Origin of the sequence: Verrucosispora sp. WMMD1129, assembly GCF_029581255.1 — a bacterium.
Classification (GTDB): domain Bacteria; phylum Actinomycetota; class Actinomycetes; order Mycobacteriales; family Micromonosporaceae; genus Micromonospora; species Micromonospora sediminimaris.
The window spans coordinates 45,423-68,284 of sequence record NZ_CP120741.1; the positions used below are offsets into that span (position 1 = coordinate 45,423).

The following is a 22,862-nucleotide window of genomic DNA, read 5'->3' on the forward strand; positions in this document are numbered from 1 at the left end:
TCACCTCCGGCGAGCCTCGCTGTCATCCCAGCCTGTCACAGGCGCACCACGCTCGGTGTCCTCGACCGCCGTCCATCGTGGCCTGGGCGCTGCCGGTTACCGTGCCACCCATGGGAGCGACCCCCTTCGCCGCCGGCCGTGACGCCGACGTGTACGCCCTCGACGGCGGCCGGGTGCTGCGCCGCTACCGCGACGGCACCGACGTCGCCGTCGAGGCCCGATTCATGTCCCACCTGCACGCCGCCGGATTCCCGGTGCCCCGGGTGCACCGCGCCGACGGTGCGGACCTGGTCATGCAGCGGGTGACCGGACCGACGATGCTCCAGGCGCTGGTCGACGGCACGACCGAGGTCGACGCCGCCGCCCGGATCCTCGCCGGCCTGCACCGCCGGCTGCACACCGTGCCACCACTGCCGGACGCGTCCGCAGGCGAGCGGATCCTGCACCTGGACCTGCACCCGGAAAACGTCATCCTCGCGCCGAGCGGTCCGGTGCTCGTCGACTGGCGCAACGTGCGCCACGGCCCACCCGGTCTGGACGTCGCCATGACCGCGCTGATCCTCGCCCAGGTCGCCGTCGACCCCGATCAGCCGATGGCCGACGCCGCCGCTGCCGCCCTGCGGACCTACCTGCTGGTGATCCGCGAGCATGCCGTACCGCTCGTCGCCGACGCCCTGGCGATCCGGCGCGCCAACCCCACCCAGACCGCCACCGAACTCGCGCTGCTCGACACCGCGGCGGCCCTGCTCACCTCCTGACTCGCGGATCTTGCGCTTGTGGCCGCCGGGATGCCCATTTTGTCGCTGTGCGGCGGCAGAAAGTGCAAGATCGCGGCGGGGGTGGGTGGGAGGGTAGGGTCCGGTCGTTGGCGTGGGGTGGGAGGTGGAATGGGTCGGGAGCATGTCGACGTGCTCATCGTCGGCGCCGGTCTCTCCGGCATCGGAGCCGCCTGCCACCTGCGGCGTCGCCACCCGGGCCGGACCTACGCCCTGGTCGAGGCGCGCGACGCGATCGGAGGCACCTGGGACCTGTTCCGCTACCCCGGGGTGCGTTCGGACTCGGACATGTTCACCCTCGGCTACTCGTTCGCGCCGTGGACCGCCCCGAAGAGCCTCGCCGACGGCGACACCATCCGCGACTACCTGCGGCGTACGGCCGACGAGCACGACGTCACCCGACACATCCGGTTTCGGCACCGCGTCCAGCGGGCCGACTGGGACAGCCACCGGGCCCGCTGGACGGTGCACGTACGCCGCGAGGACACCACCGAGACCGTCGTACTGACCTGCTCGTTCCTGTACGCCTGCACCGGCTACTACCGGTACGAGGCGGGCCACACGCCGCACTTCACCGGCCAGGAGCGGTTCACCGGCCGGATCGTGCATCCGCAGCAGTGGCCCGCAGCCCTCGACCTCACCGGCCAGCGGGTGGTGGTCATCGGCAGCGGCGCCACCGCCGTGACGCTGGTGCCGGCGCTGGCCCGGCAGGCGGCCCGGGTGACGATGCTGCAACGCTCACCGACGTACCTGCTGGCGCTCTCCTCCCGCGACCGGCTCGCCGACGCCGTACGGCGGCTGCTGCCGGCGCGGCTGGCGCACCAGACCGTGCGCTGGAAGAACATCCTGCTCGCCACGGCCAACTACCAGCTCAGCCGGCGCGCCCCCGGGCTGGTACGCCGGCTGCTGCGGCGCGGGGCGGCCCGCCGGCTGCCCGCCGGCTTCGACGTCGAACGGCACTTCACCCCCCGCTACGACCCGTGGGACCAGCGGCTGTGCGTGGTCCCCGACGGTGACCTGTTCACCGTGCTCTCCGACGGGCGGGCCGAGGTGGCCACCGACACGGTGGACACCTTCACCGCCCGGGGCATCCGGCTGGCCTCGGGTCGGGAACTGCCGGCCGACGTGGTGGTCACCGCCACCGGGCTGGACCTGCTCGCCCTCGGCGGGATGACCCTGCGGGTGGACGGGACGGAGGTGGACCTGCCGGAGACCGTCGCGTACAAGGGAATGATGCTCTCCGGGGTGCCGAACTTCGCGATGACCATCGGTTACACCAACGCCTCCTGGACGCTCAAGGCCGACCTGGTGGCCGGCTACGTGTGCCGGCTGCTGCGCCACCTGGACCGCACCGGAACCCAGATCGTCACCCCGCTCGCCCCGCCACCAGGCCCGCGTACGCCGTTGATCGGCCTAACCTCCGGTTACGTGCGCCGCGGCGTTGGCAGGCTGCCCCGCCAGGGCACCCGGGCACCGTGGCGGCTGCACCAGAACTACCTGCGTGACCTGCTGCCCATGCGGTACGGCCGGCTGACCGACCCCAATGTCCGGTTCGACCGGGCCGGCGCGCCGCGAAGAAGCCCCGTCGGTGCGTAGGTTCGCCCCAGGGGTGTGCCGGCTGCCGTCCGCGTACGGGCAGCGGCGGCGAAGCGGTGCCGATCCGTCGTCGCGGCGGTAGGTTCGCCTCCGGAGGCGAAGGCGGCAGCCGCCGCCGTGCGGCGACAGCGAGACCGCGGGCCGGCGCCGAGTAGGAGGACAGCGTGAGCCAGCAGGTACGGGGAGTCATCTCCCGCAGCAAGGGCGCGCCCGTCGAGGTCACCGAGATCGTGGTGCCCGACCCCGGGCCGGGCGAGGCGGTGGTCCGGGTGCAGTCGTGCGGCGTCTGCCACACCGACCTGCACTACCGCGAGGGCGGCATCAACGACGACTACCCGTTCCTGCTCGGCCACGAGGCCGCCGGCATCGTCGAGCAGGTCGGCGAGGGCGTGGACGCGGTCGCACCCGGTGACTTCGTGGTGCTCAACTGGCGGGCCGTCTGCGGGGTGTGCCGGGCCTGCCGGCGCGGACGCCCGTGGTACTGCTTCGCCACCCACAACGCCGCCCGGAAGATGACCCTCACCGACGGCACCGAACTCGCCCCGGCGCTGGGCATCGGCGCCTTCGCCGAGAAGACCCTGGTCCACGCCGGCCAGTGCACGAAGGTGGACCCGGCGGCCCGGCCGGCCGCCGTCGGGCTGCTCGGCTGCGGGGTGATGGCGGGCCTCGGCGCGGCCATGAACACCGGTGGGGTGACCCGGGGTGACTCGGTGGCGGTGATCGGCTGCGGTGGCGTCGGCGACGCGGCGGTGGCCGGCGCGGCCCTGGCCGGCGCGACGACGATCATCGCGGTGGACACCGACTCCCGCAAGCTCGACTGGGCCCGTCGGTTCGGCGCCACCCACACCGTCAACGCCTCCGAGGCCGACCCGGTGGCGGAGATCCAGGCCGCCACCGGCGGCTTCGGCGCCGACGTGGTGATCGACGCGGTCGGTCGGCCGGAGACCTGGAAGCAGGCGTTCTACGCCCGTGACCTGGCCGGCACCGTGGTGCTGGTCGGCGTGCCCACGCCCGAGATGCGCGTCGAACTGCCCCTGCTGGACGTCTTCGGTCGCGGTGGCGCCCTCAAGTCCAGCTGGTACGGCGACTGCCTGCCCAGCCGTGACTTCCCGATGCTCACCGAGCTGTACCTGCAGGGCCGCCTTGACCTGGATGCCTTCGTCACCGAGGAGATCGGCCTGGACGGGGTGGAGGAGGCGTTCGACCGGATGCACCGGGGCGACGTGCTCCGCTCGGTGGTGGTCTTCTGATGGCCGCCCGGATCGACCACACGGTCACCTCCGGCACCTTCTCCCTCGACGGTCAGACCTTCGACGTGGACAACAACGTCTGGGTGGTCGGCGACGACACCGAGTGCGTCGTGATCGACGCCCCACACAACGTCGACGCCATCCTCGAGGTGGTGGCCGGGCGGCGGGTCACCGCGATCGTCGCCACGCACGCCCACGACGACCACGTCCGGGTCGCCCCGCAACTGTCCCGGGCCACCGGCGCCCCGGTGCTGCTGCACCCCGCCGACCGGGTGCTGTGGGACATGGTGCATCCCGACGAACCACCGGGCGGCCCCCTCGGCGACGGCCAGGCCATCACGGCGGGCGGCACCACGCTCACCGTGCTGCACACCCCCGGGCACAGCCCCGGCGCGTGCTGCCTTTACGCCCCCGAGCTGGGTGCCGTCTTCACCGGCGACACCCTGTTCGCCGGCGGGCCGGGCGCCACCGGCCGCTCGTACAGCGACTTCGGCACCATCGTCGACTCGATCCGCGACCGGCTGCTCACCCTCCCGCCGGAGACGTCGGTGCACACCGGGCACGGCGACAGCACCAGCATCGGGGCCGAGGCGCCGCAGTTGCCACAGTGGCTCGCCAGGGGGCACTGAGGGCGCTGTCGCCTCCGGCCCGGCCCGGCTCGCGAGAACGGGGATGCGGCCAGGAGCCGGTCCCGGCGAGACTGCCGGCATGTCCGTCGATCCAACACTTACCGCCGCGCAACGCGCGGCACTGCGCCACGTGCGCAAGGTGGCATTGCGTGACCGTCCCGCCGCGCTGGCGGTGATCGGGCGGGCGCTGGCATCCGTCGGCGTACGCCACGAACCGGAGCGGCTCGTCGCGGAGATCGGCCGGCAGGGACGGATCACCCTCAACTTCCACCCCGACCGGCTGCGCGCCGACGGCCGCACGGTCGCCGAGGCCCTCACCACCGAGGGGGTCTACCGCAACCAGTTCGAGACGCGGATCTCCAACGGCGGCCTCACCGCGTACCCCGGTGGGGACCGTGACCGCTGGGAGGAGCGCCTGTTCGGCGGCGCCTACCAGCGACCGGGCGTCGGCCCGGCGGAGCGGCCGAAGTACGGCGGCCTCAATCTGCTCGACCACCCCGACGGCGCCTGCCCCCGGTTCGGTTCCTGTCACCTGCGGCTGCGTCCCGAGGTACTGGCCCGGACCACCTTCTGCTTCGGCGACAGCCACCTCGGACCACGTGACGTCGGCACCGTCGACGTGGTCGAGCCGGTGCTGGCCGCCCTGATCGCCGCCACCACCGATACCGGCGTGTGCCTGGGCCGGCCCGGTACGGACCTGGTGACCCTGACCGGTGAACTGCTGCGTCGTCGTGAGGCGGTGGCCGCGACACCCCGGGCCGCCGGCCGGGCCCTCGACGACTACGTCGAGGCGCAGGTGCACGGCGAGGTCCGACTGGACCGCGACGTCCTGGAACTGGTCGTCGATCCCTCGTTCCGGGGCACCGACACCGCGGCGAGGCTGATCGCCGCCGCCCACCGGTACGGCTTCCCGATCCGCTGGCACGCCGGCTTCGCGTTGCCTGTGGACCGGGTGGACGCCGAGTTTCGTGGGCCGGCGATCCCGCCGTTGGCGGCCCGGGTGCACGCCGAGTTCGGCGGGGCGGGTGAGCCGCTGCACGCCGCGCTGATCGGGCGGGCCGCGGCGTCGGTGGTGACCGACCCGGGCGGGTGGGCCGACCACGGACCGACCACGGACACCTTGCAGCAGCTCAAGCAGCTCTGGCACGTCCTGGTGCGGTTCGGCGAGCCGTACGAGGTGTGACGCTCGCTGTCCGTTTCATCCCCACCGAGCCGGTCTGCGCCGTGACCTGGGTCGCAGCCGACCACCATCAGCACATTTCCGGAATGGCGGACTTGTCAACCGGGTTGTGTCCCCCATAGCGCCGGCTGGCCAACCTCGACCAGCTCGGCCCGTCCCCCGAGAGCGGCTCACCCCGAGCGGCTCGTACCCGATCGAAAGGGCAACCATCGTGAAGCCGGACTTCACTCGATGGCTCCCGGCCATCGCGACGATCCCGAACCGGAAGACCGCGCTCAGCGTGGTGGGCGTGACCGCCCTCGCCGGACTCGCCTTCGGCCCCACGGCCGTGGCCGCACCGATCACCGCCGGTCCGCATGCCGGCGCGGTTGCGGCGATCGACCGGGCGACCGGTCGCACCAGCACCGGCGTCACCGTCGAATCCGGGCTGACCACCGCCGGCCGCACCGACAAGCCGGACGCTGGGAAGCCGACCCGGGACGAGCTGATCCCGCACGGTGTGCAGGGCGCCCAGTCGCGCGTCCCGCTCGACGACGCCCAGCGCGACAACGCCAAGACCATCATCGAGGTGGCCAAGCGCACCGGTGTCGGTGAGCGCGGCGCCGTGATCGGCATCGCCACCGCGTTGCAGGAGTCGAAGCTCTACAACCTGGGACACCTCGGCGCGTGGAACGACCACGACTCGCAGGGCCTGTTCCAGCAGCGTCCGTCCACCGGATGGGGCAGCGTGGAGCAGATCCGGGATCCTGAATACTCCTCGACCGTCTTCTTCGAGGCCCTGAAGAACGTCGGCGGCTGGCGGGAGCTGCCGCTGACCACCGCCGCGCAGACGGTGCAGGTGTCGGCCTACCCGTTCCACTACGCGCAGTGGGAGGAGCAGGCGGCGGACATCGTCTCCCAGCTCTGGTGACACCGCAGTCAGTGACCGCCCGGCCGGCCCCGCTCGCGGGGCCGGCCGCGGCGGTGGTTGCCGATGATGTCGACGGCGGCCGCCACCAGGGCCAGCGCGATGATCGCGGCCGAGGTGAGCAGGGACCGTTCGAACGCCCGGGACCAGGCGTCCGCGCCGTCGGCCAGCGCGGAGAAGAAGACCGCGCCGACCACCGCGATGCCGGCGGCCGAGCCGATCCGCTGCCCGGTCTGCAACATCCCGGCACCACTGCCGGCCTGTGGAACCGGCACCTGCGTCAGGGTCAGCGTCTGGTTGGGAGCGATCACCAGGCCGCTGCCGATGCCGGCGACCAGCAACGGCAGCGCGGTCACCCAGGGCACCGGCGCGCGCGGCGCCAGCTCGATGGCCAGCGCGGCGAGACCGAGGCCGGTCACCACGCCGACCAGCCCGATGGCGACCAGCGGCCGGCCGTACCTGTTGACCAGCCGCCCGCCGACGGCGGACGCGACGGCTGACCCGAGCGCGAACGGGGTGATCGCCGCACCGGCGACCAGGGCGCTGTAGCCACGCCCGTTCTGCAGGTAGAGGGTGAAGATGAAGAAGATCGCGGTGAACCCGCCGAAGTAGAGCAGCGCGATCGTCGAGCCGAGGGCGTACGACCGGTGACCGAACAGCCGGACGTCGAACAGCGGCGGGCCGTGCCGGGCGTACCGGCGCTCCCAGCCGACGAAGGCGGCGAGGGTGATCAGGCCGGCGGGCATCAGCAGCCACTTCGTCGCGCCGTGCCACTGCTCGCGCTGCACCAGCGGCAGCAGCACGAGCGTCACGCCGATGCCGAGCAGCAGCACGCCGACCGGGTCGAACCGGCGTTGCGCACCGCGCGGGGTGATTCGGCCGGGCAACAACCGCCAGCCGAGCAGCACCGCGACGAGTCCCACCGGCACGTTGACGAAGAAGACCCACCGCCAGCCGTGTTCCGGGCCACCGGCGGCGATCAGCAGGCCGCCGAGCAACGGACCGATCGCGGTGGAGATACCGATGGTGGCACCGAGCCAGCCGAAGGGTCGGCCCCGCTCAGGCCCCGCGAACAGCTGCTGGATCAGGCCGGTCACCTGCGGGTTCACCACCCCGGCGGCGGCGCCTTGGAGGAGCCGGGCGGCGATCAGCCAGCCGGGGGACTGGGCCAGCCCGGCCAGCGCGCTGGTCAGCGTGAACAGCGCGATGCCGAAGACGAACGCGTTGCGTCGCCCGCGGACGTCACCGAAGCGTCCCGCCGGCACCAGAACCAGCCCGAAGCTCAGCGCGTACCCGGACAGCACCCATTGCAGGTCGCTCGGATCCGCCCGCAGGGCACGCTCCAGGGACGGCAGGGCCACGTTGACGATGCTGATGTCGAGCAGCGTCATGAACGCCGCGACCAGCCCCACGCCGAGGGCCTGCCAGCGCCGCCGCTCGTACGACGTGGTCCCGGACCCCGCCGAACCGTTGGGCTCCGCCGAGGTCAACCGGCCATCCGCCGGGCCAGGTGGCGGTCGTGGGGTGCGCGACCGACCGTCATGCCAGCTGTTGCGCGCAGAAGCGGGGGCCGAAGTCGAGCCCGGCCATCGGCGAATCCTCCCGATGCAGCAGGTTCTTCTCGGTCAGCAGGTGCAGCGGGGTCTGTAGTTGCTCCTCGGTCAGCCCGCACTCCTGAGCGATCATGTCCGGGTACGGTACCTGGCCGCGCGCCTCCAGGGCCGCCACCGCGTCGTACACCCGCGCCTCGACGTCCGACAGCCGCACCTCTTGCATGGTGTCCTCCTCGCGCCTCCGTCCGCCTGCGGCAGGCGGTCTGCGGCCGGCGGTTACCCGGCGCGCCGGAGAAGATGCCCGCGTCAGCGGCCTGTCCCGGCCGACCGTTACCGCCGCGCGCGCCCTGGTTGATCTACCCTGCACCAGTGAGCGTCTGGGAACTCGTGGTGATCGGTGGCGGCCCTGCCGGGCTCTCCGCCGCCGCCGTCGCCGCCCGTCGAGGCGTCCGCACGCTTGTCGTCGAGCGTGCCGCGCATCCGCGCTACAAGACCTGCGGCGGTGGGTTGATCGGCACCTCGCTCGCCGCGGTGGCCGGGCGGATCGAGGTACCCGCCCACGACACGGTGGACCGGGTCACGTTCACCCTCGACGGGCGAAGCGACTTCACCCGCCGGCATGGCGCCGGGCCGCTGGTGAGCATGGTGCGCCGGGAGGAGTTCGACGACCGGCTGCGGGCCGCCGCGTTGGCCGCCGGGGCCGAGGTCCGCGAGCGGGCGACCGTCCGGTCGGTGGAGCAGGACCCCGATGTCGTACGCCTGCGACTGGCCGACGGCGAGCTGCTCCTGGCCCGTACGGTCATCGGCGCCGACGGCTCGTCCGGGGTCAGCGGACGGCACGTCGGGGTACGTCACCGCCAGGTGGATCTGGGGCTGGAGCTGGAGCTGCCGGTGCCGCCGGCCGAGCAGGCCCGGTGGCGGAGTCGGGTGCTGCTCGACTGGGGGCCGCTGCCCGGTTCGTACGCCTGGGTGTTCCCGAAGGGAGATCGGCTCACCGTCGGTGTGATCGCCGGCCGGGGGGAGGGGGAGCGGACCCGGGAGTACCTGCGGAGGTTCGTCGATCGTCTCGGGTTGGCCCACGTCTCGCCGATCCATGACTCGGGTCACCTGACCCGCTGCCGGACCGACGACTCGCCGCTGAGGCGCGGGCGGGTGCTGGTGGTCGGCGACGCCGCCGGCCTGTTGGAGCCCTGGACCAGGGAGGGGATCAGCTACGCGCTGCGCTCCGGCGAGCTTGCCGGTGCGGCGGTGGCCGGCGCTGATCTCGCCGGCTACGAGCGGTCGGTGACCGAGCGCCTCGTGCCGGCCATGCGGGCCGGGCAGCGGCTGCTCGACGTCTTCTCCCAGCGACCGGCGCTCTGCCACAGGTTGCTGGCCACGCCGCCGGGCTGGCGTGCGTTCACCCGGTTCTGCCTGGGCCGGGCCGAGTTCGACGAGTTGCTCGGCCGGGTACCGGTCCGGGCCGCGCTGGCGTTGGCGGATCGCCTGCCCGCCCCGAGGCGCCGCGTCGCCGCACGACTGTCCGACTGACGCCTGGATGGCTGGTCCCGCACGCGGCGGGACCAGCCATCCAGGATCCTAGGATGCCTTAGCGGTGGTGACGCACCGCGATCCGTGCTCGTCGAGAGTCTGTGTCGTCGCGGCGACCGGACGGTTTCCACCGAGTTCGCCCGGGTAGGGGCTTGCGGGAGCGCAACCCCACGATCCCGGGCGAGGAGACCTCCGTGAGCGAGACGCAGCACACCCCGCAGGACCCGACCGAGCAGTACGGCCAGCAGTCAGGTCAGCCGAACCAGCAGCAGAGCCCACCGGGTCGTACCGGCGACATGACGCCCGAGCCGGATCACGGAGAGGACTCCTATCGGGGCACCGGCAAGCTTGACGGCAAGAAGGCGGTGATCACCGGCGGCGACTCGGGCATCGGCCGGGCGGTCGCCATCGCGTACGCCCGGGAGGGTGCCGACGTGCTGATCTCCTATCTCAGCGAGGAGGAGGACGCGGACGCCCGGGAGACGGTACGCCTCATCGAGGCCGCGGGTCGCAAGGGTGTGGCGGTCCGGGGTGACATCGCCGACGAGCGCAACTGTGAGACGTTGATCGAGCGGGCGGTGCGTGACCTGGGTGGCATCGACATCCTGGTGAACAACGCGGCGTACCAGATGGCGCAGGACAAGGGCATCGCCGGCATCAGCACCGAGCAGTTCGACCGGGTGTTCAAGACCAATCTGTACGCGATGTTCTGGCTGTGCAAGGCGGCGTTGCCGCATCTGGACGAGGGGTCCACGATCATCAACACGTCCTCGATCCAGGCGTTCGACCCGTCGCCGCAGTTGCTCGACTACGCCACCACCAAGGCGGGAATCGCGAACTTCACAAAGGCTCTCGCCGCCGATCTGGTCGATCGGGGCATCCGGGTCAACGCGGTGGCGCCGGGTCCGATCTGGACGCCGCTGATCCCGGCGACCATGCCGGAAGGGAAGGTCGAGCAGTTCGGCACCGACACCCCGGTCGGTCGGCCTGGTCAGCCGGCGGAGCTGGCGCCTGCGTACGTCTTCTTCGCCTCGCAGGAGTCGAGCTTCATCACCGGCGAGGTCCTGGGCGTCACCGGTGGTCGCTTCACCAAGTGAGGTCCCCGTCGACGCGGTGCTCCCGCCGGCTCGGTGTGGGTCGGCGGGGCCGGGTCAGCGGGGCCAGGCGGCCAGGTGCCGCCGGACCTGGGCGATGTCGGCGGGGTCGAGGCCGTAGCGGGTGAACCGGGCGTCGGGGATCCGGTCGAGGTACCGGCCGGCCGCCCGTACGTCGTCGTCATCGAGGGCGGGATCGAGCTGGCGGGCGAGTTCCAGCAGCTCCGCGACGGACCGGTGCTCCAGGGCGGAGGCCACGTCGATGTAGTCGCGTACCTCGCGACGGTTGACCAGGGCGGCGGTCTTGTTGGCGATGAGGTCCCGCACGTCCATGACCGGACCGAGGTCCATCACCACCGGGCTGCGGTGTCGGTCGAGCCGGGCCAGGCTGAGGCGGATGCGCCGCTCGTTCCGGCCGACGACGAAGTCCCGCAGATCCCGGTCGAAGCCGTCGAACAGGTCACCGAGGTCGCTGTCCGGATCGGCGTCGACCACCTCGAACCCGGCGCGTTCCAGCGCGGTCCGGACGTCGGCCGCTGCCGCGGCGGCGGCGCCCTCCACGTCGGCGAAGAGGTCGACGTCCTCGGTGGGGCGGGTGACCAGTCCGTGCGCGGCCCAGGCCACTCCGCCACCGAGGACGAAGCGGTGCGGCCCGGCGACGGTCAACGCGACCCGGGCGACCTCCCGGTAGAACTCGTGTGGGTGTGCGTCGGGGGTCGCCTCGGTCACGCCGACCGGAGCCCCTGGTGCCGGCTCTCCCACGCCAGGCGTACGCCCCGGGGCAGGTTGAGCAGCTGCCACACCCGGCGCAGCGTCCGCCCGTTGACCAGCCGGCGCAGGTCGTCGACGCTCGTGGTCTCGCGCAGCACGTTCTCGTAGAGCCAGAGCAACTGGTCGGGGTCGGCCAGGTCGAACGCGCGGTCGGCGCACCACATCAGCCGTACCGGCAGTTCCACCACCCCTCGGGTGGGCCCACGCAGCTCGGCGAGCGTCCGGGCCACCACGGCGGGACGGCCGGGCCGGGCCAGGTGCGCCACGCCGGTCATGGTGGGGGAGACCGCCTGCATGCTGTCAGGGTAACCCCAGATCGGGTCGGGGCGGTCCGATGACCTGTCCCTGGTGTCGCAGTCGGTGACCCTGTTTGGGGCTTTTTGTCGTCGCGGGCGGCCCCGTCTGAATGTGCCGGGTGTCCGGTTCCGCCGGTGTCCGTTGGCGATCTTGGTGCGATTTTGCCCTTGGGTGGGCGGTTTCGGACCAAGATTGCTGGGCGGTCGGGGGCTCGGGGTGGAATGGGTGGCGGGGTGGGGGCGTTGGACATGGCTGAGCGACCGAGGTAGACGGCCTGCCGCAGGGTGGGCCGGGTGGCCCCGGGAATGATGGCGGGCCGGCGGTCGTTGGACATGGTCCCGGCGATGTGAAGCGGCGATACGCCCCGCGTGCCGGAGATCTTTTCCCCCTTTTTTGTTTTGAGCGCCCTTTCTGGTGCTTGCGTGCGTGCGCCCGTCTCCCTCGGTGTGCGTGCGTCGACCCCCGATTGGAGCTTTGTCATGAACTCGATGCTGCGGAAGAGCGTGCTGGGTATCGCGGGTGTGGCGTTCACCGGTGGTCTGTTCGCTGGTCCGGTGGCCGCTCACGCCGATGTCACCCCGGTGAAGACCGTCCCGGTCGCGGCGGTGCAGGCTGACAAGCCGGACATGGGCAAGCTGTTGCCGCACGGCGCCCCGGCCAACCAGTCGATGATCGAGTTGAACGACGAGCAGATCGGCAATGTGAAGGCGATCATCGCGGCGACGAAGAAGGCCGGGATGGACGAGCGGGCCGCGGTCGTGTCGATCGCCACCGCGCTGCAGGAGTCGAAGTTGGAGAACCTGGGTCACCTGGGTGACCGCAACGACCACGACTCGCAGGGCCTGTTCCAGCAGCGCCCGTCCTCCGGCTGGGGCACCGTGGAGCAGATCACCGACCCCGAGTACTCGACCCTGGCGTTCCTGAAGGGGCTCAAGCAGGTCGACGGCTGGCAGGACATGCCCCTCACCGAAGCAGCGCAGACCGTGCAGGTCTCGGCCTACCCCGACCACTACGCCCAGTGGGAACAGCAGGCCGCCGACCTCGTCGCCGAACACTGGACCAGCTGACAACCGAAGACATTCCTCCACAGGGGGAGCAAGAACCGCTGGCCGGCACCCGATCTCAGGGTGCCGGCCAGCGGCATCCTCAGCGAGTGCCGGCCCTACTGTGGCGGCGGTCACGGCAGGGGTAGGAAGAAGCAGAGCGGGTAACCTGTTGACTCGGGTGTCGGTGTGTCAAGTGTCCCCGGGCCTCACCTAAATTGCCTTCGCGGAATACCGTTCGGCTGGAGCCGCGTCGCGCCACTCGCCGAGAGGCGACCTGCACACCGGCACCTTCGTCGCCCCCGGCCCGGGATCGGGCCGGGGGCGACGTCGTGATGTGGTTCCGAAAGGTGGGTCGCCGATCTCGGCGCGCTGTCCTAAGGTCGACACCGGAGGTGTCGAGCGTGGGGCTGCGGGACAGGTTGCTGGGCTGGCCGGTCTACCGGCAGCTCACCGGCACCGACCCGTTGGGCCGGGGCGCGGCGGCGTGCTCGAACCGCAGTGCCGAGTTGACCGCCCGCACGGAGGGCGCCGACCGGGTGGCCCGTTCCGTCTGCCCGTACTGTGCCGTCGGCTGCGGGCAACGGGTCTTCGTCACCGACGACCAGGTCACGCAGATCGAGGGTGATCCGGACAGCCCCATCTCCCGGGGTCGGCTCTGCCCGAAGGGGGCCGCCAGCCGGAGCCTGGTCACCAGCCCGCTGCGCCAGACCACGGTGCGCTACCGGCGGCCGTACGGCACCGAGTGGGAGGACCTGGACCTCGACACGGCACTCGACATGATCGCCGATCGGGTGCTCGCGGCCCGGGCCGAGACGTGGGAGGACGTCGACGCCGAGGGCCGGCCGTTGAACCGCACGCTGGGGATCGCCAGCCTGGGCGGGGCCACCCTGGACAACGAGGAGAACTACCTCATCAAGAAGCTGTTCACCGCGATGGGGGCGCTTCAGATCGAGAACCAGGCCCGTATTTGACACTCCGCCACCGTCCCCGGTCTGGGGACCAGCTTCGGTCGCGGTGGCGCGACGGACTTTCAGCAGGACGTGGCGAACGCCGACGTCATCGTCATCCAGGGCTCGAACATGGCCGAGGCCCATCCGGTGGGCTTCCAGTGGGTGATGGAGGCGAAACGGCGCGGGGCCAAGGTCTTCCACGTCGACCCGCGGTTCACCCGCACCAGCGCGGTCGCCGACGCGTACCTGCCGATCCGGGCGGGCACCGACATCGCGCTGCTGGGCGCGGTGGTGAACTACATCCTCACCAACGAGCTGGATTTCCGGGAGTACGTGCTGGCGTACACCAACGCCGCGACGATCGTCAGTGACGACTTCGTGGATGCCGAGGACGCCGACGGGCTCTTCTCCGGCTTCGACCCGGCGACTGCCAGCTACGTGCAGGACAGCTGGCAGTACGCGGGCCACGAGCGGGACTCCGGCAGCGGGCACACCGCCCGGGAGCGGGAGACCGCGGCCGGCCTGCGCCACGAGTCGCACGGTGCCCCGGTGTCCCGACAGGTCCAGCGGGACGACACGCTGCAACATCCGCGCTGCGTGTACCAGATCCTCAAGCGGCACTTCGCCCGCTACACCCCTGAGATGGTGGAACGGGTCTGCGGCATCCGCCGGGAGAAGTTCCTGGAACTGGCCCGCGCCTGGACGGAGAACTCCGGGCGGGAACGCACCGGCTGCCTGATCTACTCGGTCGGCTGGACCCAGCACACGGTCGGCGTGCAGTACATTCGCACCGGGGCGATCATCCAACTGCTGCTGGGCAACGTGGGGCGGCCCGGTGGTGGGGTGATGGCGCTGCGCGGGCACGCCAGCATCCAGGGCTCCACCGACATCCCGACCCTGTTCAACCTGCTGCCGGGCTATCTGCCGATGCCGCACCACGCCCAGCATCCCGACTTCGACGCCTGGGTGGACAGCATCCGGCACCCCGGTCAGAAGGGTTTCTGGGGCGGCACCCGCGCCTACGCCGCCAGCCTGCTCAAGGCGTACTGGGGAGACGCGGCGACACCGGAGAACGGCTTCTGCTACGGGTACCTGCCCCGGCTCACCGGCGATCACGGCACCTACCAGCAGGTGCTCAACATGATCGACGGCAAGGTGAAGGGATACTTCCTGCTCGGCCAGAACCCGGCGGTCGGCTCGGCGCACGGTCGGGCCCAGCGGTTGGGCATGGCCAACCTCGACTGGCTGGTCGTACGCGACCTGTTCATGATCGAGAGTGCGACCTTCTGGCAGCGTGGCCCCGAGGTCGCCACCGGTGAGACCGTGCCGGAGCAGTGCGCCACCGAGGTGTTCTTCCTGCCGGCCGCCTCCCACGTGGAGAAGGAGGGCACGTTCACCCAGACCCAGCGGCTGCTGCAGTGGCGGGAGAAGGCCGTCGACCCGCCCGGCGACGCCCGCTCCGAGCTGTGGTTCTTCTACCACCTGGGGCGCCGGATCCGGGAGAAGCTGGCCGGCTCGACTTTGCCGCGCGACCGGGCGCTGCTCGACCTGACCTGGGACTATCCCACGCACGGCCGGCTCGCCGAGCCGGACGCCGAGGCGGTGCTGCGGGAAATCAACGGATACGACACGGTCAGTGGCCGTCCGCTGTCGGCGTTCACCCAGGCCCGCGACGACGGGACGACCGCGATCGGTTGCTGGATCTACACCGGCGTCTACGCCGACGGTGTGAACCAGGCGGCCCGGCGTCGGCCCGGGCACGAGCAGGACTGGGTGGCCGCCGAGTGGGGCTGGGCGTGGCCGGCGAACCGGCGGATGCTCTACAACCGGGCCTCCGCCGACCCGCAGGGCCGCCCGTGGAGCGAGCGCAAACGGTACGTGTGGTGGGACGACGACGCCGGCCGGTGGACCGGTCGCGACGTGCCCGACTTCGAGGTGACGAAACCCCCGTCGTACCGGCCGCCGGAGGGTGCCACGGGGCCGGCGGCGCTGGCCGGTGACGATCCGTTCATCATGCAGTCCGACGGCAAGGGCTGGCTGTACGCGCCCAGCGGGGTGCTGGACGGGCCGCTGCCGACGCACTACGAGCCGGCCGAGTCGCCGGTGCGTAATCCGCTCTACGGCCAGCAGGCCAACCCGACCCGCAAGAGGTACGACCACCCGGTGAACTCGACGAACCCGAGCCCGCCGCAGCAGCACGACGAGGTCTTCCCGTACGTGTTCACGGTCAGCCGGCTCACCGAACACCACACCGCGGGTGGGATGAGCCGGACCGTCGCGCCGTTGGCGGAACTGCAACCGGAGATGTTCGTGGAGGTGTCGCCGGAGCTGGCGACGCTGGCCGGGCTGACCCATCTCGGGTGGGCGCACCTGATCACCGCCCGCGCGGCGATCGAGGCCCGGGTGCTGGTCACCGACCGGTTGGCGCCGCTGACGGTGGACGGCCGGGTGATCCACCAGCTGTGGCTGCCGTACCACTTCGGCTTCGAGGGACTGGTCACCGGCGACTCGGCCAACGACCTGTTCGGCATCACCCTGGACCCGAACGTCCTGATCCAGGAGAGCAAGATCGGCACCTGCGACGTGCAACCGGGGCGTCGGCCCACCGGGGCGGCGCTGCGGGAACTGGTGCAGGATTACCGCACCAGGGCCGGCATCGTGCCGGGTGTTCTACCGCCGGCGGTCACCCCTGGGGTGCCGGTCGAGCCGCCCGGGTCCACCGGCGACGGAGAGGGGAACCCCTGATGGTCGACCCGCCGCACCGGCCCGCCGTACCGCCACAGTCGTCGCTGCCGGCCGCCGATCCGGCGACCGCGGCCGGCTGGGTCGACGCGCCGCCGCGCATGGGCTTCTTCACCGACACCAGCGTCTGCATCGGCTGCAAGGCGTGCGAGGTGGCCTGCAAGGAGTGGAACGGGGTACCAACCGCCGGGTTGGATCTGCTCGGCATGTCCTACGACAACACCGGCGCGTTGACCGCCAACTCGTGGCGGCACGTCGCCTTCGTGGAACAGCCCCGACCCGCCGGTCACGGCACCGCGTCGTTCGCCGGGAACCCGACGAGCGACCCCGCGAGTGCGACCTCAGCCGACACCACGAACCCGACCGGAACCGAGCCGGGTGTGCTGCCCGGTGAACCGCCGGCCGCCGCCCGGATGACTGAGTTCCTCGGCATGCCGGCGGCCGGGCCACCCGGACGCACCGGCAGCGCCGAGGGCCGCAGCGACTTCCGCTGGCTGATGATGTCGGACGTGTGCAAGCACTGCACCCGGGCCGGCTGCCTCGACGTCTGCCCGACCGGGGCGCTGTTCCGCACCGAGTTCGGCACCGTGGTGGTGCAGGAGGACATCTGCAACGGCTGCGGTTACTGCGTGTCGGCCTGCCCGTACGGCGTGATCGACCGCCGGGTGGACGACGGCCGGGTGTGGAAGTGCACGCTCTGCTACGACCGGATCGGCGCGGGCCTGACCCCCGCCTGCGCGCAGGCCTGCCCGACCGAGTCCATCCAGTACGGCGCCCTCGACGAGCTGCGGGAACGGGCCGCCGCGCGGGTCGCCACGTTGCGGGAACGGGGGGAGACGCAGGCGCGGCTCTACGGCCACGACCCGGACGACGGGGTGGGTGGCGACGGCGCGTTCTTCCTGCTGCTCGACGAGCCGGAGGTGTACGGCCTGCCGCCGGATCCGCAGGTCACCACCCGGGACCTGCCGGCGATGTGGCGCCGGGCGGGGCTGGCCGCGCTGGCCATGACGGCGGCGGCGGTCGGTGCGTTCCTCGGTGGTCGACGGTGAACCGGGACCGACCGGCCGTCGGCGACCGGTTCCGGCGCTTCCGCGCCGGTCGCCGGGGTGGTGAGGAGCTGGCCGTGCCGCCGGCGGAATTCACCTCCTACTACGGCCGGCCGATCCTGAAACCGCCGGTGTGGACGTGGGAGATCGCCGCCTACCTGTTCACCGGCGGGCTGGCCGCCGGTTCGTCGCTGCTGGCCGCCGGTGGGCAGCTCACCGGGCGGGCCGGGGTGCGCCGCGCCGGCCGGTTCGCCGCGCTGGCCGCGGTCACCGCCAGCGCCGGCCTGCTGGTCAAGGATCTGGGCCGGCCGGAACGGTTCCACCACATGCTGCGGGTGGCCAAGCCGACCTCACCCATGTCGGTGGGCACCTGGATCCTCGCCGGGTACGGTCCGGCCGCCGGACTTGCCGCGGTCGCCGAGGTGGCGCCGCTGCTGCCCACGCGGGGTCCACTCGGGCTGGCCCGTCGGGCGTTGCCGCCGGTGGGGCGGGCTGCCGGGCTGGCCGCTGCGGTGGCCGCACCGGCCCTGGGCACGTACACGGCGGTGCTGCTGGCCGACACGGCCGTGCCGTCCTGGCACGAGGCGTACGCCGACCTGCCGTTCGTCTTCGCGGGCAGCGCGCTGGCCAGCGGCGCGGGAGTGGGTCTGCTCGCCGTGCCGCCCGCCCAGGCGGGTCCGGCGCGGCGGATGGCGGTGGCCGGCGCTGGACTGGAACTGTTCGGCGCGCACCGGGTGGAGACTCGTCTCGGCCTGCTGGGTGAGCCCTACCGGACGGGGCGGCCCGGTCGGCTGCTGCGCGCCGGGCGGGCACTGACCATGGCCGGGGTGGCCGGGGCGGTGCTGGGCCGGCGTAGCCGACTGGTCTCGGCGGTCTCCGGTGCCGCGTTGCTGGCCGCCTCGGTGGCCACCCGCTTCGGGGTCTTCCACGCCGGTGTCGCCTCGGCCCGTGATCCGAAGTACACGGTGCTGCCGCAGCGGGCCCGGCTCGACCGGCGGGCGGCCGATCCCGGCCGGTGACCGTGGTGCCGACTCGGCCGCACGCCCGCCGCCGAGCTGTGATCCAATGGCCGGTGGAGGCGTTCAGGCGGCTGGTGCCCCTCCCGGTCTTCAAAACCGGTGTGGTCCGGGATCCGGGCCAGGCGGGTTCGATTCCCGTCCGTCTCCGCCAGCTGCGAGGAGATGAACCGATGGGCGACGGCGGCGCCGACCCGCGGCGCCGGGTGCCGCGTACCGATGTGCTGCTGGCTGATCCGCAGTTGGTCGCGGCCGCTGCGACGGTCGGCCGCGACCGGGTGCGCAGCGCGGTGCGGCAGGCCCAGGACCGGGCCCGCCGGGGTGAGATCGACCCCGCCGAGGTACGCGACGCCGCGTTGGCCGACCTGCCGCCGCCCGTGCCACGGGTGGTGCTGAACGCCACCGGGGTGGTGCTGCACACCAATCTTGGGCGGGCCGCTCTCTCCGAGGCCGCGGTGGCCGCGGTGACCGCCGCCGCCGGGTACACCGACGTGGAACTGGACCTGGGCACCGGCCGGCGGGCGCGCCGAGGGCGGGACGCGTTGCGGGCGCTCGCCGCCGCCGTACCGGCCGCCGAGGCGGTGCACGTGGTCAACAACGGTGCCGGCGCGCTGGTGCTGGCGGCCACCGCGCTCGCCGCCGACGCCGAGATCGTGGTCAGCCGGGGCGAACTGGTGGAGATCGGCGACGGCTTTCGGCTGCCGGACCTGCTCACCAGCACCGGTGCCCGGCTGCGGGAGGTGGGCACCACCAACCGGACCACCCTCGCCGACTACGCCGCCGCCGTCGGGCCGCGTACCGGGTTCGTGTTGAAGGTGCATCCGTCGAACTTCCGGGTCACCGGTTTCACCTCGGCGGTGCCGGTGCGGCGGCTGGCCGGGCTGGGGGTGCCGGTGGTCGCCGACATCGGCTCCGGGCTGCTCGTACCCGACCCGCTGCTGCCGGACGAACCGGATGCCGCCAGCGCCCTGCGTGCCGGGGCGGCGTTGGTCACCGCCAGCGGCGACAAGCTGCTGGGCGGCCCGCAGGCCGGGTTGCTGCTCGGCACCGCCGACCTGGTCGAGCGGCTGCGCCGGCACCCCCTCGCCCGGGCGTTGCGGGTGGACAAGCTGACCCTGGCCGCCCTCGCGGGCACCCTCGGTGACCCGGCCACCCCGACCCACCGGGCGCTGCACGCCGACCCGGCGGCGTTGCGCGAGCGGACCGAACGGCTGCGCGACGCGCTCGCCGCCGACGGCCGCAAGGCCGAGGTGGTGCCGTCGGTGGCGGTGGTCGGCGGCGGCGGCGCGCCCGGCGTCGAACTCGACTCGTGGGCGCTGAGCCTGCCCGAACGGTACGCCGGCCCGCTGCGTGCCGCCGACCCACCGGTGCTGGGTCGGGTGGTCCGGGCTCGGCTCCTGCTCGACCTGCGGTGCGTGCCGGAGGGGGCCGACGGGTTGCTGCGCGCGGCGGTGCTGGCCGTGCCGGAGGACGACTGACCATGCTGGTGGTGGCCACCGCCGGGCATGTCGACCACGGCAAGTCCACGCTGGTGCGGGCGTTGACCGGGATGGAACCGGACCGTTGGGCGGAGGAGCGCCGTCGCGGCATGACCATCGACCTCGGGTTCGCCTGGACGTCGCTGCCGTCGGGTCGTACCGTCGCGTTCGTCGACGTGCCGGGGCACGAGCGGTTCGTGCCGAACATGCTGGCCGGGGTAGGGCCGGTGCCGGCCGCCGTCGTGGTGGTCGCGGCCGACGCGGGCTGGATGCCGCAGTCCGCCGAGCACCTGGCCGCCCTGGACGCGCTCGGCGTCGGGTACGGCCTGCTGGTGGTGACCCGCGCGGACCTGGCCGATCCCACCGCCGCCCTGGCCAGGGCCCGGTCGGAGCTGGCGGCGACCTCGTTGGGCGAGGTGGAGACGGTGACGGTCAGTGCCGCCACCGGTGCCGGTCTGCCCGACCTGCGGGCCGCCCTGGACCGGTTGGCCGATCGGCTGCCGGCCCCGGTGCCCGACGGGCCGGTTCGTCTCTGGGTCGACCGCTGCTTCACGGTGCGGGGCAGCGGCACGGTGGTCACCGGCACCCTCGGCGCCGGGCGGTTACGTGTCGGCGACGAACTGGAGCTGGCCGGCGCCGGTGAACCGGTGCGGATCCGGGGCCTGCATCGGCTCGGCGCGGCCTGCGATGAGGCGATGCCGGTGGCCCGGGTGGCGGTGAATCTGCGGGGCGTGGCCCGCGACCGGATCGGCCGCGGCGACGCCCTGCTCACCCCGGGCCGTTTCCAACCCACCGACCTGGTGGACGTCCGCCTGGCCGGTGTCGCGGTGGCCGAGTTGCCGGTGACGCTGACGCTGCACGTCGGTTCGGCCGCGGTGCCGGTGCGGGTCCGTCCGCTGGGCGGGGACACCGCCCGGTTGCGGTTGAGTCGTCCGCTGCCGCTGCTGATCGGGGACCGGGCGTTGCTGCGCGATCCGGGCCGCCGGTACGTCGCCGGCGGGGTCACCGTGCTCGACGTGCGGCCGCCACCGCTTGCGCGTCGGGGTGCCGCGGCGGCTCGGGCGGCCGTGCTGGCCACCCTTGACGGCCGTCCCGAGCTTGCTGGTGAGCTGAGCCGGCGGGGCCTGGCCCGGGTCGGTGACCTCGTCCGGGCGGGTGTTCCGGTGACGGTTGCCCCGGTGGCGGGTGACTGGCTGGCCGATCCGCAGCACTGGCGGGGGCTGGGCGACCGGCTCGCCGTGGCCGTGGCCGAGCACGCCCGCACACATCCGCTGGCACCTGGCGCTCCGGTCGAGCAACTGCGCCGACACCTCGACCTGCCCGACCGGTCTCTGGTCGAAGCCCTGGTGAAGCCGCCGCTGCGGTTGGTCGCCGGTCGGGTGGTGGCGCCCGGCGCGGCGTCGTTGCCCGAGCCGGTGGCCCGCGCGCTGGCTCTGGTGAGCGAGGACTACGCGGCACACCCGTTCCGTGCTCCCGACGCGGACCGGCTCGCCGCGGTCGGGCTCGGCACCCGGGAGATCGGTGCCGCGGTGCGCGCCGGGGCGCTGCTGCGGCTGAGCGGTAACGTGCTGTTGCTGCCCGGCGCGCCGCAGCAGGCGGTGCGGGTGCTGACCGGGCTCCCGCAGCCGTTCACCCTCAGCGCCGCCCGGCAGGCGCTCGACACGACCCGCCGGGTGGCGGTGCCGCTGCTGGAGTTGCTGGACCAGCGGGGACTGACCCGTCGGCTACCCGACGATGCTCGGGTGGTGGTGGATTGAGCACATCGTCGGCGGGCGGCGGAGCCGGGCACCTACCGTGACGGCATGGACCCCTCCGCGGTCTGGCGGGACCGGCAGCACCGGTGGCGGATCGAGGCGTACCGGGCGCCGGACCTGCGGTTCGCCGTCTACGCGACGAACGGCACCACCGAGTCCGCGCCGCTGTGGCTGTTCGGCATGTCGGCGCTGGCCCGGTGGCTGATGAGCCACAAGATCTCCCTCGACGACCTGGAGGTCGACTGAGGAGTTCCCCGAGTGAGGGACAAAACCGGCTAATCCGCCATAACGGTGCCCGGTCGCGTACCGTGCCAGCTGTGAAGGACCGAGGCATCCGGAAGTTCGTCGCGGTGCTCGCCGGCCTCGCCGTGATCTACTTCGGCACCACGGGCCGGTCCCCGGAGGAGGGGCGTGGCCTCTCCGGCGGGCTGGTGGTGCTGGCGCTGCTGGCGTCGCTGCTGGTGTGGTATCTGACCAAACCCGGCGGTGACGCGGCGAAGTGACGGCGCTCAGCGGGCCGCCACGCCGCGGCTGATCTGCCCGGCGGACTCCTCGCCGAGGGCGACCCGCACCAGCGCCGAGGCGAGCCGGCCGAAGTCGACGTCGTCGACGAGCCGGGCGAGCCGGTCCGTGCTGGCCGGCAGGCCGAGTCGCCGCGCACCGGCCACCGCCCGCCGGTCGGCGTACGGGCGCAACTGCGGCCAGACCGACTGCACCTCGCGCAGGAAGATGTCCGCGCCGGTGGGCCCGATCCCGGGAAACTCGGTGAGCAGCCGACGCAACTGCGCCGGCTCACCGGCCGCCTCCCGGTGCAACCGCCGCAGGTCGCCGTGCCAGCGGTCCAGGCAGAGCCGGGCGCCCGAGCCGAGCATGGTGGCGGTCCGCTCGTCGTAGCGGCGGTAGTGTCCGCGCCCCAGCGCGTCGACCCGTTCCTGCCAGCTGGCGGCCTCCATGGCCTGCGGGGTGCGGTAGCCGGCCACGAAGAGTTCCCGGGCCGCCGCCACCCCCACCTGCGCCCGGATCCGGGTGCTGAGCAACGTGACCAGCACCAGCAACTGGTACAGCGGCGCGGGTCGGTCAGCCAGCGCGATGCCGGCCTCCTCGGCGTACGTGCGGCGGGTCAGCAGAGACCGCGCCAGCGCCCGTTGGTCACCCATCCTCGGGGGGTACCCGCTGCCGGCCCGGTTAGCCCTCGTGCCGGAATGCCCCCGGCGCGGGCGGGTAAGCCGCAGGTGACGCGGCGCCGT

General features: G+C 72.8%; 21 protein-coding genes and 1 tRNA gene. 17 read left to right on the forward strand and 5 right to left on the reverse strand.

All coding sequences use genetic code 11. The annotated features are described in order from the left end of the window. Positions 1-110: 110 nt before the first annotated feature. The 6 genes from O7624_RS00215 to O7624_RS00240 all read left to right on the forward strand — a co-directional run bounded on the left by O7624_RS00215 (position 111) and on the right by O7624_RS00240 (position 6,341). The gene (locus O7624_RS00215) at positions 111-758 is read left to right on the forward strand and encodes a phosphotransferase (protein ID WP_282238408.1); all 648 of its coding nucleotides are present in this window, start codon (positions 111-113) and stop codon (positions 756-758) included. Between the two features lie 129 nt (positions 759-887). Next, positions 888-2,372 carry an NAD(P)/FAD-dependent oxidoreductase gene (locus tag O7624_RS00220; RefSeq protein ID WP_282238409.1) on the forward strand — a complete coding sequence of 495 codons (1,485 nt, stop codon included), beginning with the start codon at positions 888-890 and terminating at the stop codon, positions 2,370-2,372. A 164-nt stretch (positions 2,373-2,536) separates the two neighbouring features. After that, a complete protein-coding gene (locus tag O7624_RS00225; protein WP_093405557.1) occupies positions 2,537-3,622 on the forward strand; it encodes an S-(hydroxymethyl)mycothiol dehydrogenase in 1,086 nt (361 codons plus the stop codon). Then, on the forward strand, positions 3,622-4,251 hold the full coding sequence (locus O7624_RS00230; RefSeq protein ID WP_282238410.1) for an MBL fold metallo-hydrolase: 630 nt from the start codon (positions 3,622-3,624) through the stop codon (positions 4,249-4,251). Before O7624_RS00225 ends, O7624_RS00230 begins: the two co-directional genes overlap by 1 nt. Positions 4,252-4,330: 79 nt before the next feature. Then, entirely contained in the window at positions 4,331-5,434 is a 1,104-nt protein-coding gene (locus tag O7624_RS00235) for a DUF3626 domain-containing protein (protein ID WP_282238411.1), read from the forward strand. 208 nt (positions 5,435-5,642) lie between these two features. After that, positions 5,643-6,341 (forward strand): hypothetical protein, encoded by a 699-nt coding sequence (locus O7624_RS00240; RefSeq protein WP_282238412.1) that lies wholly within the window; start codon positions 5,643-5,645, stop codon positions 6,339-6,341. An 8-nt stretch (positions 6,342-6,349) separates the two neighbouring features. On the opposite strand, the gene O7624_RS00245 is transcribed toward O7624_RS00240, so the two are convergent. Together O7624_RS00245 and O7624_RS00250 are read right to left on the reverse strand one after the other, a co-directional pair. Continuing rightward, entirely contained in the window at positions 6,350-7,828 is a 1,479-nt protein-coding gene (locus O7624_RS00245) for an MFS transporter (protein WP_282238413.1), read from the reverse strand. A 49-nt stretch (positions 7,829-7,877) separates the two neighbouring features. Continuing rightward, the gene (locus O7624_RS00250) at positions 7,878-8,114 is read right to left on the reverse strand and encodes a hypothetical protein (RefSeq protein ID WP_093405548.1); all 237 of its coding nucleotides are present in this window, start codon (positions 8,112-8,114) and stop codon (positions 7,878-7,880) included. 146 nt (positions 8,115-8,260) lie between these two features. On the opposite strand from O7624_RS00250, the gene O7624_RS00255 reads away from it, so the two are divergent. After that, positions 8,261-9,421 carry a geranylgeranyl reductase family protein gene (locus O7624_RS00255; protein ID WP_282238414.1) on the forward strand — a complete coding sequence of 387 codons (1,161 nt, stop codon included), beginning with the start codon at positions 8,261-8,263 and terminating at the stop codon, positions 9,419-9,421. Between the two features lie 194 nt (positions 9,422-9,615). Continuing rightward, the gene (locus O7624_RS00260) at positions 9,616-10,518 is read left to right on the forward strand and encodes an SDR family oxidoreductase (protein ID WP_282238415.1); all 903 of its coding nucleotides are present in this window, start codon (positions 9,616-9,618) and stop codon (positions 10,516-10,518) included. Positions 10,519-10,572: 54 nt separating this feature from the next. Here O7624_RS00260 and O7624_RS00265 read toward each other — a convergent pair whose 3' ends face one another. Next, positions 10,573-11,244: a nucleotidyl transferase AbiEii/AbiGii toxin family protein gene (locus O7624_RS00265; protein ID WP_282238416.1), complete on the reverse strand. Its 672-nt coding sequence runs from the start codon at positions 11,242-11,244 to the stop codon at positions 10,573-10,575. Beyond that, positions 11,241-11,582: a hypothetical protein gene (locus tag O7624_RS00270; RefSeq protein WP_093405541.1), complete on the reverse strand. Its 342-nt coding sequence runs from the start codon at positions 11,580-11,582 to the stop codon at positions 11,241-11,243. The genes O7624_RS00265 and O7624_RS00270 overlap by 4 nt, the downstream gene beginning before the upstream one ends. 480 nt (positions 11,583-12,062) lie before the next feature. On the opposite strand from O7624_RS00270, the gene O7624_RS00275 reads away from it, so the two are divergent. From O7624_RS00275 to O7624_RS00315, 9 genes are all read left to right on the forward strand, one after another. Beyond that, complete coding sequence (locus O7624_RS00275; RefSeq protein WP_282238417.1) at positions 12,063-12,650, forward strand: hypothetical protein; 588 nt, start codon at positions 12,063-12,065, stop codon at positions 12,648-12,650. A 380-nt stretch (positions 12,651-13,030) separates the two neighbouring features. Beyond that, positions 13,031-16,324: a formate dehydrogenase gene (gene fdh / locus O7624_RS00280; RefSeq protein WP_282240792.1), complete on the forward strand. Its 3,294-nt coding sequence runs from the start codon at positions 13,031-13,033 to the stop codon at positions 16,322-16,324. Beyond that, entirely contained in the window at positions 16,324-17,370 is a 1,047-nt protein-coding gene (locus tag O7624_RS00285) for a 4Fe-4S dicluster domain-containing protein (RefSeq protein WP_282238418.1), read from the forward strand. The genes fdh and O7624_RS00285 overlap by 1 nt, the downstream gene beginning before the upstream one ends. Continuing rightward, entirely contained in the window at positions 17,367-18,386 is a 1,020-nt protein-coding gene (nrfD, locus tag O7624_RS00290; RefSeq protein WP_282238419.1) for an NrfD/PsrC family molybdoenzyme membrane anchor subunit, read from the forward strand. Before O7624_RS00285 ends, nrfD begins: the two co-directional genes overlap by 4 nt. Before the next feature lie 55 nt (positions 18,387-18,441). Next, a tRNA-Sec gene (locus O7624_RS00295) sits at positions 18,442-18,537 on the forward strand. A gap of 19 nt (positions 18,538-18,556) precedes the next feature. Then, on the forward strand, positions 18,557-19,861 hold the full coding sequence (gene selA, locus O7624_RS00300) for an L-seryl-tRNA(Sec) selenium transferase (RefSeq protein ID WP_282238420.1): 1,305 nt from the start codon (positions 18,557-18,559) through the stop codon (positions 19,859-19,861). Between the two features lie 2 nt (positions 19,862-19,863). After that, positions 19,864-21,618 carry a selenocysteine-specific translation elongation factor gene (gene selB / locus O7624_RS00305; RefSeq protein ID WP_282238421.1) on the forward strand — a complete coding sequence of 585 codons (1,755 nt, stop codon included), beginning with the start codon at positions 19,864-19,866 and terminating at the stop codon, positions 21,616-21,618. A gap of 45 nt (positions 21,619-21,663) precedes the next feature. Continuing rightward, positions 21,664-21,861: a hypothetical protein gene (locus O7624_RS00310; RefSeq protein ID WP_093402430.1), complete on the forward strand. Its 198-nt coding sequence runs from the start codon at positions 21,664-21,666 to the stop codon at positions 21,859-21,861. 71 nt (positions 21,862-21,932) lie between these two features. Then, positions 21,933-22,118 (forward strand): hypothetical protein, encoded by a 186-nt coding sequence (locus O7624_RS00315; RefSeq protein ID WP_093402429.1) that lies wholly within the window; start codon positions 21,933-21,935, stop codon positions 22,116-22,118. Between the two features lie 6 nt (positions 22,119-22,124). Here the strand turns inward: O7624_RS00315 and O7624_RS00320 are convergent, their stop codons facing one another. Further along, a complete protein-coding gene (locus O7624_RS00320) occupies positions 22,125-22,772 on the reverse strand; it encodes a hypothetical protein (protein WP_282238422.1) in 648 nt (215 codons plus the stop codon). Positions 22,773-22,862 lie beyond the last annotated feature (90 nt).